The sequence below is a fragment of the Caballeronia sp. NK8 genome, assembly GCF_018408855.1.
GTDB lineage: Bacteria > Pseudomonadota > Gammaproteobacteria > Burkholderiales > Burkholderiaceae > Caballeronia.
In genome coordinates, this window is record NZ_AP024323.1 from 372465 (window position 1) to 387099 (window position 14635).

The following is a 14635-nucleotide window of genomic DNA, read 5'->3' on the forward strand; positions in this document are numbered from 1 at the left end:
TCAGCCGCGTTCCTGCACGCATACCCACGGCGAGGTGACGACCGCCCACAATTCCGGATCGCGCGCGGCGAGATCGGCGGCGGTTTCGGCCTGCATGCGCTCGACGAGTCCCGCCGCGAGCCACTGCGCGACCTGTTGCGTGTCATCGTTGGCGACGGCTTCCGCGACGCTCACGAGATCGAGGTCGCGCTTCACCCAGATGAGCTTGCCTTGCGCGAAAAAGCGCTCCAGTTCGGACCAGCCGATCTGGGCCGTTTCACCGAGGAGCTTGACGTAGAGGGGGCTTGGCGTGGAAGCGTCGGACATGAGAAAAGCGCAATAAATGACAAAAGGCGTCCGACACTATAGCGCAGTGCCGGACGCCTTTCGTTTCAAACAACTGCTGCGAGAAGCTTTACAGGTCGAAGAACACCGTCTCGTTCGGTCCGCGCAGATGGATGTCGAAGCGATAGATCGTGCCCGACGAACCCGGCGTGGCCGATGCGCCCGCCTCACGCTTCGCGATCAGCGTATGACGGCGCTCGGCCGGCACGCTTTGCAGCACGGAGTCCTTCGCGTTGGCTTCGGTTTCGTCCTCGAAGTAGATGCGCGTGTAGCTGTGCAGCAGCATGCCGCGCATCAGCACGATGACGTCGAGGTGCGGCGCGGAGTCGTCGGCGGTTGCGCCCGGCTTCACCGTATCGACGATGAAGCGAAGTTTCGGGTCCGTGCCGGTGCCCACGCGGGCGAAGCCGCGAAAGCCCGATTCGCGCGCTTCCTGCACGCTTTGCACGTAGCGGCCGTTCGCATCGGCCTGGGCGACTTCGATCAGCGCGTCGTTGACGGGCTTGCCTTCGGCGTCGAACACGTTGCCGACGACGGCGATATGCTCGCCCGGCACTTCACGATCCGCCGCCGATGCGGTGAACAGGCTCTTCAGATCGAAGTTGTATTGCTCGGGAACCAGGCCGTAAGCGAAGTACGGTCCGACGGTTTGCGAAGGGGTCTGTTTCAGCGTGGTCATGTTCTATTACTCCGTCGGCGTTTGATCCGGGCCGCGCAGCACGATGTCGAATTCGTAGCCGAGCGCGTAGTTTTCCTGCGTCGTGTCGATCGAGAAGGCCGAAACCAGGCGCTTGCGCGCGTGTTCGGGAATGCCCTGATAGATCGGATCGAGGTCGAGCAGGGGATCGCCCGGGAAGTACATCTGCGTGACGAGGCGCGAGCCGAAATATTCGCCGAAGAGCGAGAAGTGGATGTGCTGCGGACGCCATGCGTTCGGGTGATTGCCCCACGGGTACGCGCCCGGCTTGATCGTCATGAAGCGATAGCGGCCTTCGTCGTCGGTCAGGCAGCGGCCCGCGCCGAGGAAGTTCGGGTCGAGCGGCGCGTCGTGCTGATCCGCCTTGTGGACGTAGCGGCCCGCGGCGTTCGCCTGCCACACTTCCACCAGCGTGTTGCGCACCGGGCGGCCGCCTTCGTCGAGCACCCGGCCCGTCACGATGATGCGCTCGCCGAGCGGCTCGCCGTTCTTCGCGGCATTGCGGGTGAGGTCGGCGTCGAGCACGCCCAGATCGTCAGCACCGTAGACCGGCACGCGGCGGTTGCGCAGATTTTCCTTCAGCGGAATGAGCGGCAAGCCCGGGCTGCGCAGGATCGACGACTTGTAGCCCGGCGACAGATACGCGGGATGGGATTCCCAGTCGCGCGGCGTGAGGATGGGGGAGGTCATGTCGACTGTCTCCTGTAATTCTGGAAGTTGAATAGGATGTTTCTGACGGCTACTTTATATAACGCCGCAAGTTATGGAAAATGATGTTTTGTGCCATCTTGCATAACGGAACGTCATGGATAACGACTTCACCAACACCCGCGTCAAGTTCCGGCATCTGCAGTGTTTTCTCGCCGTCACCCAGCTCGGCAGCGTGCAGCGCGCAGCCGATAGCCTGTCGATCACGCAGCCTGCGGTGTCGAAAACAATCGGCGAACTCGAATCCATTCTAGGCGTGCGTTTGTTCGAGCGCGGGCGGCGCGGCGCGGTGCCTACGCGCGAGGGGCGGCTTTTTGCGCCGCATGCGAGCGCGTGCGTCGCGTCCTTGCGCGAAGGCGTGGACATGCTGCTGCGCGAGCGCGGCGACATGCCGGGTTCCGTGGCGATCGGCATTTTGCCGACGGTCGCGCCGGTGCTGCTTTCGCCCGCGCTGACATCGTTCCGGCAGCAATGGCCGGCGGTGTCGCTGTCGGTGTGGACGGATTCGAACGCGCTGCTGCTGGAGAAGCTCAAGGCCGGCGATGTCGATCTCGTGGTCGGGCGGCTGTCGGAACCGGATGCGATGCACGGGCTGTCGTTCGAGCAGATCTATCGCGAGCCGCTCGCCGTGGTCGTGCGCCGCGAGCATCCGCTGACGCTGGAGACGCCGCTCACGCCGGCGCTGCTCGCCCGCTTCGTGATTGTCGTGCCGCCGTTCGGCACGCTGATCCGTCAATCGGCTGAAAGCGTGCTGACGGCGTTCGGCGCGCACGCCCTGACGGCGCTCGTCGAAACCTTGTCGGTGTCGCTCGGGCGCTCGCTCGCGATGAACAACGACGCCGTGTGGTTCGTGCCCGCCGGCGCGGTCGAGCAGGACATCGCGCTCGGGCTGCTCGCCGCGCTGCCGATGCCGTTCGCCGGCACCGATGAGCCCATCGGCCTGATCCGCCGCAACGACGCGGCGCGCACGCCGGTGGAGGAAACGCTCGTCGATGCCTTGCGCGAAGCCGGGCGTTCCCGCGCCGGGAGCAAATGACCGGTGCGCGCGAGCGGCGCGCAAGTTGCTGAAGCAGCATTTACCGCGCAGATTTCGCGCGAAAGAAATACTATGACGAAATGCGGCGTTGCCCGAAAGTGTTGCAACAAACGCGCGCTGCGGCAGTCACATACGACGTTGTTCGTCGCCCTCGGCGCAGACTTTCCGCAGCACGCACCGCACTCACCGACCATGTTCGCAAGATGAAGACCGTATTGCTCGTCGACGACGACCCCGCCACCATCGAAGCCTGGACCCTCTGCATGCAGGGCGAGGATTGCAACGTCTTATGCGCGTTCGACGGCAACGGAGCGTTATCGATACTCGGCGAACAGCGGGTGGACATCGTCGTGTCCGACTGGATGATGCCCGGGCTGGGCGGCGCGCTGCTGTGCCAGACGATGAAGAACGACACGGCGCTCGCGCACATTCCTTTCCTGATGATTTCGGGGCACCCGAATCCGCCGGCGTTTGTCAGCTATGACGGCTATCTGCGCAAGCCCGTCGACATGGAGACGTTGATTTCGGCGGTGAACCGGTTGTGCGCCGCGAAGAAGCGGCCGCTGTATTGATCGGCGCTTAGCGCAATTCCGCCAGCGCCTCATCCATCTGCGCCTGGGCGAGCCGGTTCAGTTCCTGAGGAATTTCGCATTCGAGCGGCAGACACGGCGTGACGATCACGCGGATATGCCCGCCGCGATCCGGCCAGCCCTTCGCGGGCCAGACCTTGCCTGCATCGTGCACGACCGGCACCACCGGTACCTTGGTCGCGCACGCGAGGCGCACGCCGCCCGACGCGAGCTTGAGCGGCGCATCGTGCGCGACGCGCGTGCCTTCCGGAAAGATCACCACCGAGTCGCCTTTCTTGAGCCGGATCGCGGACTCGCGGGTCACGGCGGTGTGCGCCTGACGGATCGAGCCGCGATCGAGGCTCACCATGTCGAGGCCGCGCAGCACCCAGCCGAAAAACGGAATATTCATGAGCTCGTGCTTGAACACGAAGCTGATGCGGCGCGGAAAGAGCGCCATGAACGCGAGCGTCTCCCACGTCGATTCGTGCCGCGACAGGATGATGCACGGCCCGTTGGGCAGATGCTCCAGTCCTTCGATCGAGCACGTCACGCCGGTGATCACGCGCATCATCGTGACCATCGCGCGGCACCAGAGCTTCGCGAGCGCGTAGCGCCGGTCGCGGCCGACGAACGGAAAGAGCGGCAGGATCAGGATCGACCAGACGGTGCCGCTGCCGAGCAGATAGGTTGCAAAGAGCCACTTGACGAGGGTGCGACGCATCGTGATTCGCTGGATGACAGAAGGGTGACCACAGGCGGGAATCCGCAAGCATAGCGTATCGGGCAAAACGCGCTGGAATGGCGCGGCGCGGCGCGCCTCGTGCGGCGGCGTCGAAGCGATGCAACAATGGACCCCGACGAAACACATTCAGCAAGGATCAAGCGCATGGACAACCAGCCGCCGGTGCAATTCGACGAAGGCATGCTCGACGTGGGCGACGGTCATTCGATCTACTGGCGCGCGCAGGGGCCGCGCGACGCGCCCGTCATGCTCGTCGTGCACGGCGGCCCCGGCGGCGCGATGAACGTGAAGTGGGCCGAGGTGCTGGAAGAAGGCAAGTGGCGCGTCGTGTTCTTCGATCAGCGCGGCTGCGGCAAGTCGACACCGTTCGGCAAGCTCGAGCACAACGGCATCGCCGCGCTCGTCGGCGACATGGAGAAGCTGCGCGTGGCGCTGGACATCGGGCGATGGGCGATATTCGGCGGTTCGTGGGGCACGACGCTCGGTCTCGCGTACGGCGTCGCGCATCCGGAGCGTTGCACGGGCTTTTTGCTGCGCGGCGTCTTTCTCGCGCGGCGTGAGGACATCGACTGGTTCCTGTGGGACGTGCGCCGCGTGTTTCCCGAGGCGCATCGCGCGTTTCTCGATGCGATCGAAGCGGCCTGCGGCAAGCGCCCGGCGAACGCGCAGGAGATTCTGCACCTGACCGAGGCGCCGCTCGCGCGCTTCGACGAAGCGGGGACGCGGCTCGCGCGGGCCTGGACCCAATACGAGACGACGCTATCCGTCGTCAACAAGCCGCCGAAGGAACCTGCCGAAGAGGAGAAGCGCCCGAGCGCGGAAGCCAACGCGGCCGCCATCTCGATGGCGCTGCTCGAACGTCACTACATGGCGAACGAGTTGCCGCCGCCGCCGCTTTTGCCGCTCGTCGCGCGCATCGCGCATCTGCCTTGCCGGATCGTGCACGGACGCTTCGACATGGTGTGTCCCGCCGATCAGGCTCTGGAACTCGCGGCGCGCTGGCCTGGCGCGCAACTGACCGTCGCGGATGCGGCGGGGCACTGGACTTTCGAGCCGGGCAATCTCGCGGCGTTGCGCTCGGGCGCGGCGGCGCTTGGCGAGGCCATCGCGCAGGCGAGCGCCGCCGCCTGACGCTCAGAAGATCGCGGGCGCCGCTTCGATCAGCCTGCGCCAGTCGAGATCCGCGCCGATCACGACGGGCTTGCCGGCGCGCTGCGTCGCGATCGTGAGCGTCACGCACAGCGACGTGCCCGTCACCGAAAGATACGGCGCGCTCGTGATCACCTGCTGCGGTTTGGCGTGTGCATCGACGAAATACGGGCGGTTGTCCCAGCGCCCGGTCGAGGGATCGGCGATCGGCGCGAAACGCGCGCTCGGCGCTTTCGCCGCGGCGCCCGCGAGGCCGGGCATGAACTCGCGGCCGCCCTCGTCGAGAAAAAAGCAACTGAGCGTGCACTGCAGCGCGAGCAATTCGGCGCAGGCGGACCCGGTCGTCGCGCCCGAGGCAAAGCGCCGCGCCGCGTGCGTGAGCCCCGCGCGATAAGGCAGCAGAAGCAGGTCGCCCGCGAGCCGCTCGGTGCGGCGCATCCGCGCGAGCGCGTCGAACACGCTTTCGAACAGCGGGGTGGCGACGCCGCGCTCCGCGAGCCGCGCCGACGGCATGCCGAACAGATAGCCCTGCACGAAGTCGACATTCGAGCGCGCGGCCAGCATCAGGTCTTCGCTGGTTTCGATGCCTTCCGCGACCACGAACATGCCCGACTCGTGCAGCAGGTCGACGAGCTTCGGCATCAGCGCGTCGCGCATGTGCGCGCCGCTGGCGCGCACGAGACTGCGGTCGAGCTTGACGATGTCGGGCTTCAGCGTGAGCAGCCGGTCGATATTGGAGTGCCCCGCGCCGAAATCGTCCACCGCGACGAGAAAGCCCTGCGCGCGAAATGCGTGCGTCGCGCGCGAAATTTCGTCGACGTCCGTGCCGCCGGATTCGAGCACTTCGATCACGAGCCGCTCGGGCGCGAGGCCCGCTTCGCGCGTCGCCGAGGCGAGCCGCGCGGCATAGCCGGGATCGGTGAAGGTGGCGGGATTGATGTTGAGGAAGAGCCAGTGCGCCTCGGGCAGCGCGGCTGCGGCATTGCGCAGATGCGTGAGATGGCTCATGCGGTCGAGCTCGGTCAGCGTGCCCGCGACGATCGCCCGCCCGAACAGATCGAACGGGCCGACGAGCGCGCCGCTGCCCGCGTCGCCGCGCAACAGCGCCTCGTAGCCCACTTCGCGCTGATGCGGCAGGCTGTAGATCGGTTGCAGATGCGTGCGCAGCGTGATGCCGTCGACGATCTCCGTGCGTCCGGTCAGCACGTTCAGGCGACAGTGGCCGGCGCCGGCCGTGCGGCACCCGGAGACGGCGTACGGAACGCGAGCGCCGGCGGACGAACGCACGAAGGAGTACACAGGTCGATGAACGGCACGGCAATCACGCGTTTCGGTAGGGATGAGCGCAATATCGGCCGGTCGTACACAAACTTGAGCGCCGGGTGCGTGCATGCAGCAGCGTCGCCGAAGCCGACCGCGGTTTGCCGCCAGCGCCCGCGCGACCTATCTTTGTTGGTGCGATGCTACGATCCGCCTGCAACTTAAGCCGGGCCTCGCTCGTCGAAGTCGCAACGAACAACTTGAGAGAGATCAATGGCGCAACAGAAAACCAATCCCAAACTCGAGCAGGCCCTGACGCGCGGCGACCTTGCGATCCGCCAGGCCAACTCGGGCCGCGCCACGGCGGTGCTGCGCGCGCTCGGCAAGATGATCGTCGAGGCATCGGCGACCATCGGCGTCGAGGCGCACGTCGTCATTCACGATGGCGACAAGATCTACGATCCCGCCGACGGCGTCTGGCCGCAGCAATTGCTCGTCTCGCTGGACGGCCCGGTCGAAGACAACGATCCGGACGAAATCCGCACGATCACCTTGCTCGCCGATACACCGGCGACGATTTTCCGCTGCGAATGGCAGCGCGCCGACGGCAATATCGGGCGGCAGGAAGGTCGGCCCTTGGCGATGGTCGCGTTCATTACCGACGTCGACATCCCGTGGCTCGACGAAGACGACTGATTTTCTAATCCGCTTTAGCGGAATTCATACAGTCGACACGATTATGTCGTGATAGGGCGGGCGTTCCTTTCGGAGGAACGCCCGCTTTTTGTTGGTCTCTCCGGCTCGCCAAAAATCCCAAACCCCGCGTGTTGCCCGTTTCGCAGATTGTGCGAAGCAAAAGTGTAAGCAAACGTTACCGCGCCCCTTTTTTCTCGTGTTTTCCAGCGTTTACGCGATGCTCCGCGACAGTTCTGCGAACGCTATTCTCCTAATTGCCTCTCCCGTCAACTGGTGGTTGCTCGCCCTCGTTTCTTCTCTCCCTGCTCAGGCTCGCATATTCGTGTACGGCATATGCATATATGGTTTGCGGCGGTTAACCGGCGATTGGTTCGTCGATTAGAAGCTTTCTTCCATTTTTTTAGCCTGAAAGTTGCTCGGAAACAGTGGCAAGCGCGCACCCCGTGTTTTGACTTCGTGAGAGGCTCATTTCGCCCGCGTAAAGGAACCAACCAAATAAACGTTCTTAACGCGCGGCACTTTTCCAATCGCCAAGAAAAAATGGGGTTTACAAAATGGAACGTCTGAACCTTGCCAACAGCACCGCCGCTAACCAAACCGAATCGGCGGTTCGCCCAACGCTCACGGTCGTACCCGCACTTCAGAAATCGGAGCGGATGCCGTTTACTATCCGTATCGTCCGCGACGACGCGGGGCTGCAGAAAGCCGTGAGCATCAGACGTTCGGCCTATGGGCGCCATCTGCCCGAATTCGCCGAAACGATGAAAATCGAAACTTCCGATCGCGATCGCGGCACGGCCGTGTTGCTGGCGGAATCGAAGCTCGACGGCGCGCCGCTCGGCACCATGCGTATCCAGACCAATGCGTATGGCCCGCTCGCGGTGGAGCAGTCAGTGCGTCTGCCCGATCAACTGGGCACGAGCCGCCTCGCGGAAGCGACGCGCCTCGGGGTTGCGGGCGGCATGGTCGGACGGGTGGTGAAAGTGGCGCTGTGCAAGGCGCTCTGGATGTTCTGCGAACTGCACGGGATCGACTATATGGTGATCACCGCGCGTACGCCGCTGGATCGGGAGTATGAGGCGATGCTCTTCAAGGATGTGTTCGGCGTGAACGAGTTCCTGCCGATGTCGCATGTTGGCGGCCTGCCGCATCGCGTGCTGGCGAAGGATGTCGCGGCGGCGCGCCAGCGCTGGGAAGAAGCACGTCACCCGCTCTTCAATTACATGGTCAACACGCACCATCCCGATATCGATTTGCATTCTGTAGATTTATCTTTTGACTGGGAACCGGTACGATGCCCGGAGGCTCCTTTGATGGCCTACGGAAGGTAAAAAAGCACGAACGTATCCAGGAAGGTAATAGCGATAAACCGGATCGCCGAGCGGTCCGGTTGGCCAAAGGCGGCGGCGCGCGGCGATCTTCAGGCTCCGCCGCTGTCTGCGCCGGCGTATGTCGCGCTGGGCGCAAACGGGGGTTTTTCCAGGTATGGCGTCGGTTATTCCAGCTTCCTTATCGAGATTCAGACGCACGGGCTCGTGGATCGACGACGCGCTGTATGCGGTCGCCGTATACGCCGTGCCGTTCCTGATTTTGCTCGGTACGATCGCGACGCTTTATTTTTTGCCGCGCCAATATGAAACGCGCGGCGCGATTCCTCTTTCATTGCGCGTCGTCGCCGATAAAGGCGAAATAATGACGCCCGCCGATGCGCTCGAAGCGCTGAAAGGCGCCGCGCCTGTTTCGCGCTACAGCACCCGTCTCTCCGAAAAACCCATCTGGTTCACTCTGACGACGCCGAGCATGAGTCCCGACTCGTCGACGGTCGTCGAATTGCCGTCGCGTCATGCGCAAACGCTTGCCTGCTGGAATGCGGACACGCTCGCGCCGCTCGGTCGCGCGGATCGCGAAGGCGTGAGCGGCGAAATGCGCACGGTGAAGGCGGGTTTCTCGATTCAGGTCGGGCGTATCAAGCAGTCCACAACCGTACTTTGCCGCGGCACTTTCTCAGGTCCCGCGCAGATCAACGCCTATGCGTGGGAATGGCAGGGCCTGCGCAACTCGGCGCTCGACTTTCAGGAAAGCTCGGGCCTCATCGCCGGCGGTCTGCTGACGCTCGCAGTGTTCGTTTTCGTCACGGCGCTCATTAATCACGAGTGGACCTACGTGATTTTCGCGGTGTGGCTCGTCGGCAATCTGCGGCTGTGCGCGAACGCGATGGGCTGGGACATGCAATGGCTCGGCCGCTTACTGCCGCCGGATTTCATGCAGCCGTTGCGGCAGGTCACGTTCGCCGCCTATTACTTGTTGACCGCCGCGCTGTTTCAGCAATTGTTCCGGCGCGAGTTGCGCGTGGTTGGCTATCGCTGGCTGCTGCGCGTCATTCAGTATGTGGGCATCGTGCTGCTCGCGGCGGCGCTCGCGCTGCCGTACGCGCTCTTCATCCCGACGCTCTGGATCATCGCGGGATTCGGTATCTGCGTGCTGCTGTTCTTCCTCGCGCGGCTCGTGTGGATGGCGCGCTCGCGTACCGTGCTGTGGTACGTGGCGTCGCTCGCGGTCGTGCTGTTCGCGACCTTCTCCGAAGTGCTCGGCGCGGCCTTCGGCCTGAAGGTGCTGGTCGGCGGCGTCAATACCGTGATGGCCGCGCTGTCGTCGAGCATGATGGCGGCCTTCGCGATCGCCGAGCAGATGCGCGCCGAACGCGATTTCCGCCGCCAGGCGCAGATGGAATTGCGCAACACTTACGAAGTCACGCCGATCGGCCTCTTCACGCTCGACGCCGACGGCCACTTCGTGCGCGCCAATCCCGCACTGCGCGCGATGCTCGATCTGCAAAAGGCCGACTACAAGCTGCGGCACTGGAATGACTACTTCGAGGCGGGCGCGTGGGGCGCGCTGCAGGCGCTGGCGTCGAAGGGCAGCGACGGCGAACTGGAAATGGGCGGCTCGCCGGAGCGCGGCACGAGCGAGCGCCGCTATCTGTTGAAAGCGATCCGCTCGAACGGCTGGATCGAAGGTTCGCTGCAGGATACGACCGAACGGTCGAAGGCCGTCGAGCGCCTGCGCTTTCTCGCGGAGCACGATCCGCTCACCGGCTCGCTGAATCGGCGCGGCATCGAGAAGGCGATTTCCGCGCAGAGCGAGGAAACGCTGCCGTGGGCGCTGGCGTACGTCGATCTCGACCGCTTCAAGCTCGTCAACGATCTCTTCGGCCACCGCAGCGGCGACGAAGTGCTGCGTCAGGTCGCGGCGCGCACGCGGGCGCACTTCGCGCGCAACTATCCGGTCGGGCGCATCGGCGGCGACGAGTTCGTCTGCGTGATGAACGATACGTCGATCGAAGACGCCATCGCGCAATGCCGCGAACTCATCTCCATTCTCTCCGACGCGCCGTATCAGGTCGGCAATCGCGCGTTCCAGGTGAAGGCGTCGATCGGTCTGGTCGAATGCTCGCAAGGCGTGCGTGTGCAGGACGCGCTGTCGCACGCGGACCGCGCGTGTCGCGAGGCGAAGAAAGTCGCGCATACGCATCTCGTCACCTATCGCAAGGGCGCGGCCGCGTTCGAGGAGCGTGCGGAAGAACTGAAGCTCGTCGAGACGCTCGGGCGCAATCGCCTGCCGCCGGGACTCTTTCTCGTGATGCAGCCGATCATGTCGCTGTCCGCGCCGACCGAATCGCTCAACTTCGAAGTGCTGCTGCGCATGCGCGCGCCGGATGGCGCGACGCTGCCCGCGGGCAAGGTGATCGTCGCCGCGGAGGAATCGGGCAACATCGCGGCGATCGACCGCTGGGTCATCTCGACGCTGCTCGAATGGATCGAGAAGCATCAGCATCAGCTCGCCAACACGCAGTTCATCTGCGTGAATCTCTCCGGCGGATCGCTCAACGACGAGCAGTTCATGGAGGACATCTTCGCGCTGTTCGCGCGTTATCAGTCCATCGTGCAATTCCTGTGTCTGGAGATCACCGAAAGCGTCGCGCTGCACGATCTCGAGAACACGCAGCGTTTCATCGCGCGCGTGCACGACATGGGCGGCAAGATCGCGCTCGACGACTTCGGCGCGGGCTACACGTCGTTCAAGTATCTGAAGGCGCTGTCCGCCGATGCCCTCAAGATCGACGGCGAATTCGTGCGCTCGATGTGCGCGCATCCGGCGGATATCGCGATCGTCGAGGCGATCGTCGCGCTCGCCCGCAATCTCGGCATGCGCAGCGTGGCGGAATGGGTCGAGGATGTCGATACCTTGCGCGCGTTGCAGGAAATCGGCGTCGACTACGTGCAGGGTTTTCTCGTCGCGCGGCCGCAGGAGAGTTCGGCGATTCTCGCGGCGAGTTCGGCCGCGAGTTTCCTGAAAGATCCGGAAGTGATCAGTTTCGTCGAGTGCCTGTCCGAACCGGCGCAAGCGACCGTGTTCGACTATGACTGGCACGCGCGCGCCTCAGGGACGCACTGAGCACGGCGCTCTTCAGACCATCTTCATCTCGTTCAATACCTTTGTCGCCGCGATGGGAATGCGCGTGTCCTCCCATTGCGCGAGCCATTGAATCTCCTTGAGCGTGAAATAGCCGGGTTGATTGCGCAGTGCGAACTGCAGCGAATCGACGATGTGATCGCGGATGATCTGCGGCGCGCTTTCGTCGTTGACGATCGCGTGGAGGGCTTCGAGCGTGCTCATTGTCGGAACAGAAGAGTTGATCTCCGTCGAACATAACCGACTAAAAATCGCGAAAAAAATTGACCGGCGGCGCACGGACGGCGAATGAAAGCCGCTTGATAAAATCGGCGCGGAAGTCTTTACTAAATAAAAACGCTGGATTTAATCGAACGGGGACCAATACATGAACGATATCCGCCGCGCGCGCCTGCGCCGCGAGGCTGCGGCCGATGTCTGAGCGGCCCGCGCGCAAAGCCTCGATGCATTCCGTCGGCTCGAACCAGTTGGGCATGCGCCAGTTCAACGAGCGCATCGTCCTGCAGGCGATCCGGCTTCACGGCGCGTTGCCCAAGGCGGACGTCGCGCGCCTGACGCGTCTGTCGATGCAGACGGTCTCGCTGATCATCGACCATCTGATCGAAGACGGCCTGCTCGCGAAGGAGCCACGCTCGCGCGTGCGCGGCCGCATCGGCCAGCCATCGGTGCCGATCTCGCTGCGCGCGGACGGCGCGTTTTCCATCGGCGTGAAAGTGGGGCGACGCAGTCTCGACGTGCTGTCGATGGATTTCGCCGGCAGCGTGCGTGCGCGCGAAACGCTGGAATATCCGTATCCCGATCCGCATACGCTCTTTCCCGCGCTGGAAGAGCGCCTCGCGCGCGTGATCGGCGCGCTCGGCGATGACGCGCGCAAGATCGCGGGGATCGGCGTTGCGGCGCCGCTGTGGCTCGGCGGCTGGCGCGATTTCTTCGACACGCCGCCCGACGTGCTCGCGGCGTGGGACGACATCGACATCCGCGCGCGCATTCAGTCGATGACGCCGCTGCCCGTCGAGTTCGCCAAGGACACGACGGCCGCGTGCGCCGCCGAACTCGTGATGGGCCAGGGGCGCGGGCTGCGCAATTTCCTGTATGTGTTCATCGGCACGTTCATCGGCGGCGGACTCGTGATCGACGGCCGGCTGCACGCCGGGCCGGGCGGCAACGCGGGCGCGATCGGTTCGTTGCCGCTGATCTCCGGCGGCAAGCGGCAGCGCCCGGGGCAATTGCTCAACACGGCGTCGGTCTACGTGCTGGAGAAGGCGTTCGCGGCTGCGGGCGCGCCGGCCGCCGCCGCGCATGACGAGCGCGCGTTGTCGCCCGAGTTGCGCGGGCTGGCGGAAGCGTGGATGCGCGAGACGTGTCCCGCGATCGCCACGGGCATCGCATCGTCGGCTGCGCTGCTCGATCTGGAAGCCGTGGTGATCGATGGAGAAATCGACCGCGCCTTGCTGCACGACGTGATCCGTCGCACCGATGACGCGCTCGCCGCATTCGACTGGCAGGGCATGACGCGGCCACGGCTCGTCGAAGGGCAGATCGGTCCCGACGCACGCGCGATGGGCGGCGCGATCCTGCCGCTCTACGCGCACTTCGCGCCGAAACATGAACTCTTTCTGAAGCCGCTGGAAACCTGAACGCGGCGTCGCGCGCTCAGTCCAGCGACAGCCGCGCGGCGAACGCGAGCAACGCGGCGGAGAAGGTCCAGCGTTGTACGGTCTGCGCTTTCGGATGACGACGCAGCCAGCCGGAAATTCTCACCGCGCCCGCCGCGAGCGTCAGGTCGAACGCGACGCCGACCGCGATCAGCACCACGCCCAGTTCCAGCACCTGCGACCAGACCGGGCCGGATTCCGGCCGCACGAACTGCGGCAGCAGCACGGAGCAGAAAAGCAACGCCTTCGGATTGAGGATGCTGCTCAGAATGCCTTTCGCATACGCCGAACGCAGCGTCAGCGCGGCATCTTGAGCGGGCGCGGCGTCGAGCCCGAACGCGGGCGAGCGGAAAATCTGAATCGCGACATACGACAAATACAGTCCGCCCGCGATACGCACGCCATCGTAGAGCCACGGCGCGCTGCGCAGGAGCGCGGCGACGCCGAGCGCCGAGAGCGTCACATGCGTCGCGCGAGCCGTGGCGAGACCCGCGGCTACGGCGAGACCGTGCCGGAAACCCCGCGTGCCGCTGGTCTGAAGCATGAGCGCCATGTCCGGTCCGGGCAGCGCGTAGACGACCGCCAGCGCACCGACGAAAACCCAGAGCAAGTGTGCCGAAACCATGATGAAACTCCTCTTTTGAAGGCTTCATCGTGCCATTACGCGCGGGGTGTTTTCTGGCCTTTTACATCGATAATTCGGAGTATGGCGCGGCTTTCCACTACAATTTTTGGTGCTAAAAGAGGAAGGCACCATGAGTGAACTTGACCGTATCGACCGCGCGATGCTCGTCGCGCTTCAGCAGGACGGCCGCATGCCGATCGCGAAGCTCGCCGAGCGCGTGGGCTTGAGCGAGACGCCGTGCGCGCGCAGACTCAAGCGTCTGGAAAGCGATGGTTATATCGACGGCTATCGCGCGGTGCTGTCGCGCAAGGCGCTGGAACTGGGCGTCGTCGCGTTTGCGCAGGTGCGCTTCAGCGTCCACGACCGCGCGTTGTCGGACCGCTTCGAGCGCGAGATTCAAGGCATCGCCCGGATCGTCTCGTGTCACAACATTTCGGGGACGGCGGACTATCTGCTGCAAATCGTCGCGCGCGATCTCGACGAATACGGCGTCTTCATGCGCGACGTCCTGCGCACCTTGCCCGGCGTGACCGCCGTCGAATCGATGCTGTCGCTGCGCGAACTGAAGCGCGACGGCGGCTTGCCGGTACCGTGACGATTGTCTATACAAGGATCGCGTTGATACGGCGCGATGAGCCTCGGGATTCCCCTAATACAATCGAAGTTGTATATACAAGAACATGAGTCTAATTCGGCGC

The 14635-nt window shown here is 64.3% G+C and carries 16 protein-coding genes; 8 read left to right on the plus strand and 8 right to left on the minus strand.

The annotated features are described in order from the left end of the window. From NK8_RS16310 to pcaH, 3 genes are all read right to left on the minus strand, one after another. The gene (locus NK8_RS16310; protein ID WP_213230010.1) at positions 1-306 is read right to left on the minus strand and encodes a DUF2288 domain-containing protein; all 306 of its coding nucleotides are present in this window, start codon (positions 304-306) and stop codon (positions 1-3) included. Between the two features lie 88 nt (positions 307-394). Then, a complete protein-coding gene (pcaG, locus tag NK8_RS16315) occupies positions 395-1003 on the minus strand; it encodes a protocatechuate 3,4-dioxygenase subunit alpha (protein WP_213230011.1) in 609 nt (202 codons plus the stop codon). A gap of 6 nt (positions 1004-1009) precedes the next feature. After that, positions 1010-1711, minus strand: coding sequence for a protocatechuate 3,4-dioxygenase subunit beta (gene pcaH / locus NK8_RS16320; protein ID WP_061174540.1), 702 nt, complete (start codon positions 1709-1711; stop codon positions 1010-1012). Positions 1712-1826: 115 nt separating this feature from the next. Between pcaH and pcaQ the strand changes: the two genes are divergently transcribed. Both pcaQ and NK8_RS16330 read left to right on the plus strand, forming a co-directional pair. Then, positions 1827-2765, plus strand: coding sequence for a pca operon transcription factor PcaQ (pcaQ, locus tag NK8_RS16325; RefSeq protein WP_162067167.1), 939 nt, complete (start codon positions 1827-1829; stop codon positions 2763-2765). A 203-nt stretch (positions 2766-2968) separates the two neighbouring features. Beyond that, positions 2969-3337 (plus strand): PleD family two-component system response regulator, encoded by a 369-nt coding sequence (locus NK8_RS16330; RefSeq protein ID WP_061174538.1) that lies wholly within the window; start codon positions 2969-2971, stop codon positions 3335-3337. A gap of 7 nt (positions 3338-3344) precedes the next feature. On the opposite strand, the gene NK8_RS16335 is transcribed toward NK8_RS16330, so the two are convergent. After that, the gene (locus NK8_RS16335) at positions 3345-4058 is read right to left on the minus strand and encodes a 1-acyl-sn-glycerol-3-phosphate acyltransferase (RefSeq protein ID WP_213230012.1); all 714 of its coding nucleotides are present in this window, start codon (positions 4056-4058) and stop codon (positions 3345-3347) included. Positions 4059-4223: 165 nt separating this feature from the next. Between NK8_RS16335 and pip the strand changes: the two genes are divergently transcribed. Beyond that, on the plus strand, positions 4224-5210 hold the full coding sequence (pip, locus tag NK8_RS16340; RefSeq protein ID WP_213230013.1) for a prolyl aminopeptidase: 987 nt from the start codon (positions 4224-4226) through the stop codon (positions 5208-5210). 3 nt (positions 5211-5213) lie between these two features. Here the strand turns inward: pip and NK8_RS16345 are convergent, their stop codons facing one another. Next, positions 5214-6434, minus strand: a complete 1221-nt coding sequence (locus tag NK8_RS16345; RefSeq protein ID WP_225936313.1) for an EAL domain-containing protein — start codon at positions 6432-6434, stop codon at positions 5214-5216. A gap of 327 nt (positions 6435-6761) precedes the next feature. Here NK8_RS16345 and NK8_RS16350 point away from each other — a divergent pair, with 327 nt between their 5' ends. The 3 genes from NK8_RS16350 (at position 6762) to NK8_RS16360 (ending at position 11639) form a co-directional block, all read left to right on the plus strand. Continuing rightward, a complete protein-coding gene (locus NK8_RS16350) occupies positions 6762-7184 on the plus strand; it encodes a hypothetical protein (RefSeq protein ID WP_035501438.1) in 423 nt (140 codons plus the stop codon). Positions 7185-7891: 707 nt separating this feature from the next. Beyond that, a complete protein-coding gene (locus tag NK8_RS16355; protein WP_225936314.1) occupies positions 7892-8515 on the plus strand; it encodes a hypothetical protein in 624 nt (207 codons plus the stop codon). Positions 8516-8669: 154 nt separating this feature from the next. Then, the gene (locus NK8_RS16360; RefSeq protein WP_213230017.1) at positions 8670-11639 is read left to right on the plus strand and encodes a bifunctional diguanylate cyclase/phosphodiesterase; all 2970 of its coding nucleotides are present in this window, start codon (positions 8670-8672) and stop codon (positions 11637-11639) included. Positions 11640-11651: 12 nt separating this feature from the next. Here NK8_RS16360 and NK8_RS16365 read toward each other — a convergent pair whose 3' ends face one another. Beyond that, on the minus strand, positions 11652-11861 hold the full coding sequence (locus tag NK8_RS16365) for a hypothetical protein (RefSeq protein ID WP_162068212.1): 210 nt from the start codon (positions 11859-11861) through the stop codon (positions 11652-11654). 40 nt (positions 11862-11901) lie between these two features. Further along, on the minus strand, positions 11902-12132 hold the full coding sequence (locus NK8_RS16370) for a hypothetical protein (RefSeq protein WP_213230488.1): 231 nt from the start codon (positions 12130-12132) through the stop codon (positions 11902-11904). On the opposite strand from NK8_RS16370, the gene NK8_RS16375 reads away from it, so the two are divergent. After that, complete coding sequence (locus NK8_RS16375; RefSeq protein WP_213230019.1) at positions 12071-13294, plus strand: ROK family transcriptional regulator; 1224 nt, start codon at positions 12071-12073, stop codon at positions 13292-13294. The genes NK8_RS16370 and NK8_RS16375 overlap by 62 nt on opposite strands. A gap of 16 nt (positions 13295-13310) precedes the next feature. On the opposite strand, the gene NK8_RS16380 is transcribed toward NK8_RS16375, so the two are convergent. Next, positions 13311-13937, minus strand: a complete 627-nt coding sequence (locus tag NK8_RS16380; protein WP_213230021.1) for a LysE family translocator — start codon at positions 13935-13937, stop codon at positions 13311-13313. A 130-nt stretch (positions 13938-14067) separates the two neighbouring features. On the opposite strand from NK8_RS16380, the gene NK8_RS16385 reads away from it, so the two are divergent. Then, entirely contained in the window at positions 14068-14532 is a 465-nt protein-coding gene (locus tag NK8_RS16385) for an Lrp/AsnC family transcriptional regulator (RefSeq protein ID WP_061174530.1), read from the plus strand. Positions 14533-14635: the final 103 nt, after the last annotated feature.

Coding starts and splice junctions, on each gene's coding strand:
- NK8_RS16310 (WP_213230010.1), bottom strand. CDS start 306: ATGTCCGACGCTTCCACGCCAAGCCCCCTCTACGTCAAGCTCCTCGGT.
- pcaG (WP_213230011.1), bottom strand. CDS start 1,003: ATGACCACGCTGAAACAGACCCCTTCGCAAACCGTCGGACCGTACTTC.
- pcaH (WP_061174540.1), bottom strand. CDS start 1,711: ATGACCTCCCCCATCCTCACGCCGCGCGACTGGGAATCCCATCCCGCG.
- pcaQ (WP_162067167.1), top strand. CDS start 1,827: ATGGATAACGACTTCACCAACACCCGCGTCAAGTTCCGGCATCTGCAG.
- NK8_RS16330 (WP_061174538.1), top strand. CDS start 2,969: ATGAAGACCGTATTGCTCGTCGACGACGACCCCGCCACCATCGAAGCC.
- NK8_RS16335 (WP_213230012.1), bottom strand. CDS start 4,058: ATGCGTCGCACCCTCGTCAAGTGGCTCTTTGCAACCTATCTGCTCGGC.
- pip (WP_213230013.1), top strand. CDS start 4,224: ATGGACAACCAGCCGCCGGTGCAATTCGACGAAGGCATGCTCGACGTG.
- NK8_RS16350 (WP_035501438.1), top strand. CDS start 6,762: ATGGCGCAACAGAAAACCAATCCCAAACTCGAGCAGGCCCTGACGCGC.
- NK8_RS16360 (WP_213230017.1), top strand. CDS start 8,670: ATGGCGTCGGTTATTCCAGCTTCCTTATCGAGATTCAGACGCACGGGC.
- NK8_RS16365 (WP_162068212.1), bottom strand. CDS start 11,861: ATGAGCACGCTCGAAGCCCTCCACGCGATCGTCAACGACGAAAGCGCG.
- NK8_RS16375 (WP_213230019.1), top strand. CDS start 12,071: ATGTCTGAGCGGCCCGCGCGCAAAGCCTCGATGCATTCCGTCGGCTCG.
- NK8_RS16370 (WP_213230488.1), bottom strand. CDS start 12,132: ATGCCCAACTGGTTCGAGCCGACGGAATGCATCGAGGCTTTGCGCGCG.
- NK8_RS16380 (WP_213230021.1), bottom strand. CDS start 13,937: ATGGTTTCGGCACACTTGCTCTGGGTTTTCGTCGGTGCGCTGGCGGTC.
- NK8_RS16385 (WP_061174530.1), top strand. CDS start 14,068: ATGAGTGAACTTGACCGTATCGACCGCGCGATGCTCGTCGCGCTTCAG.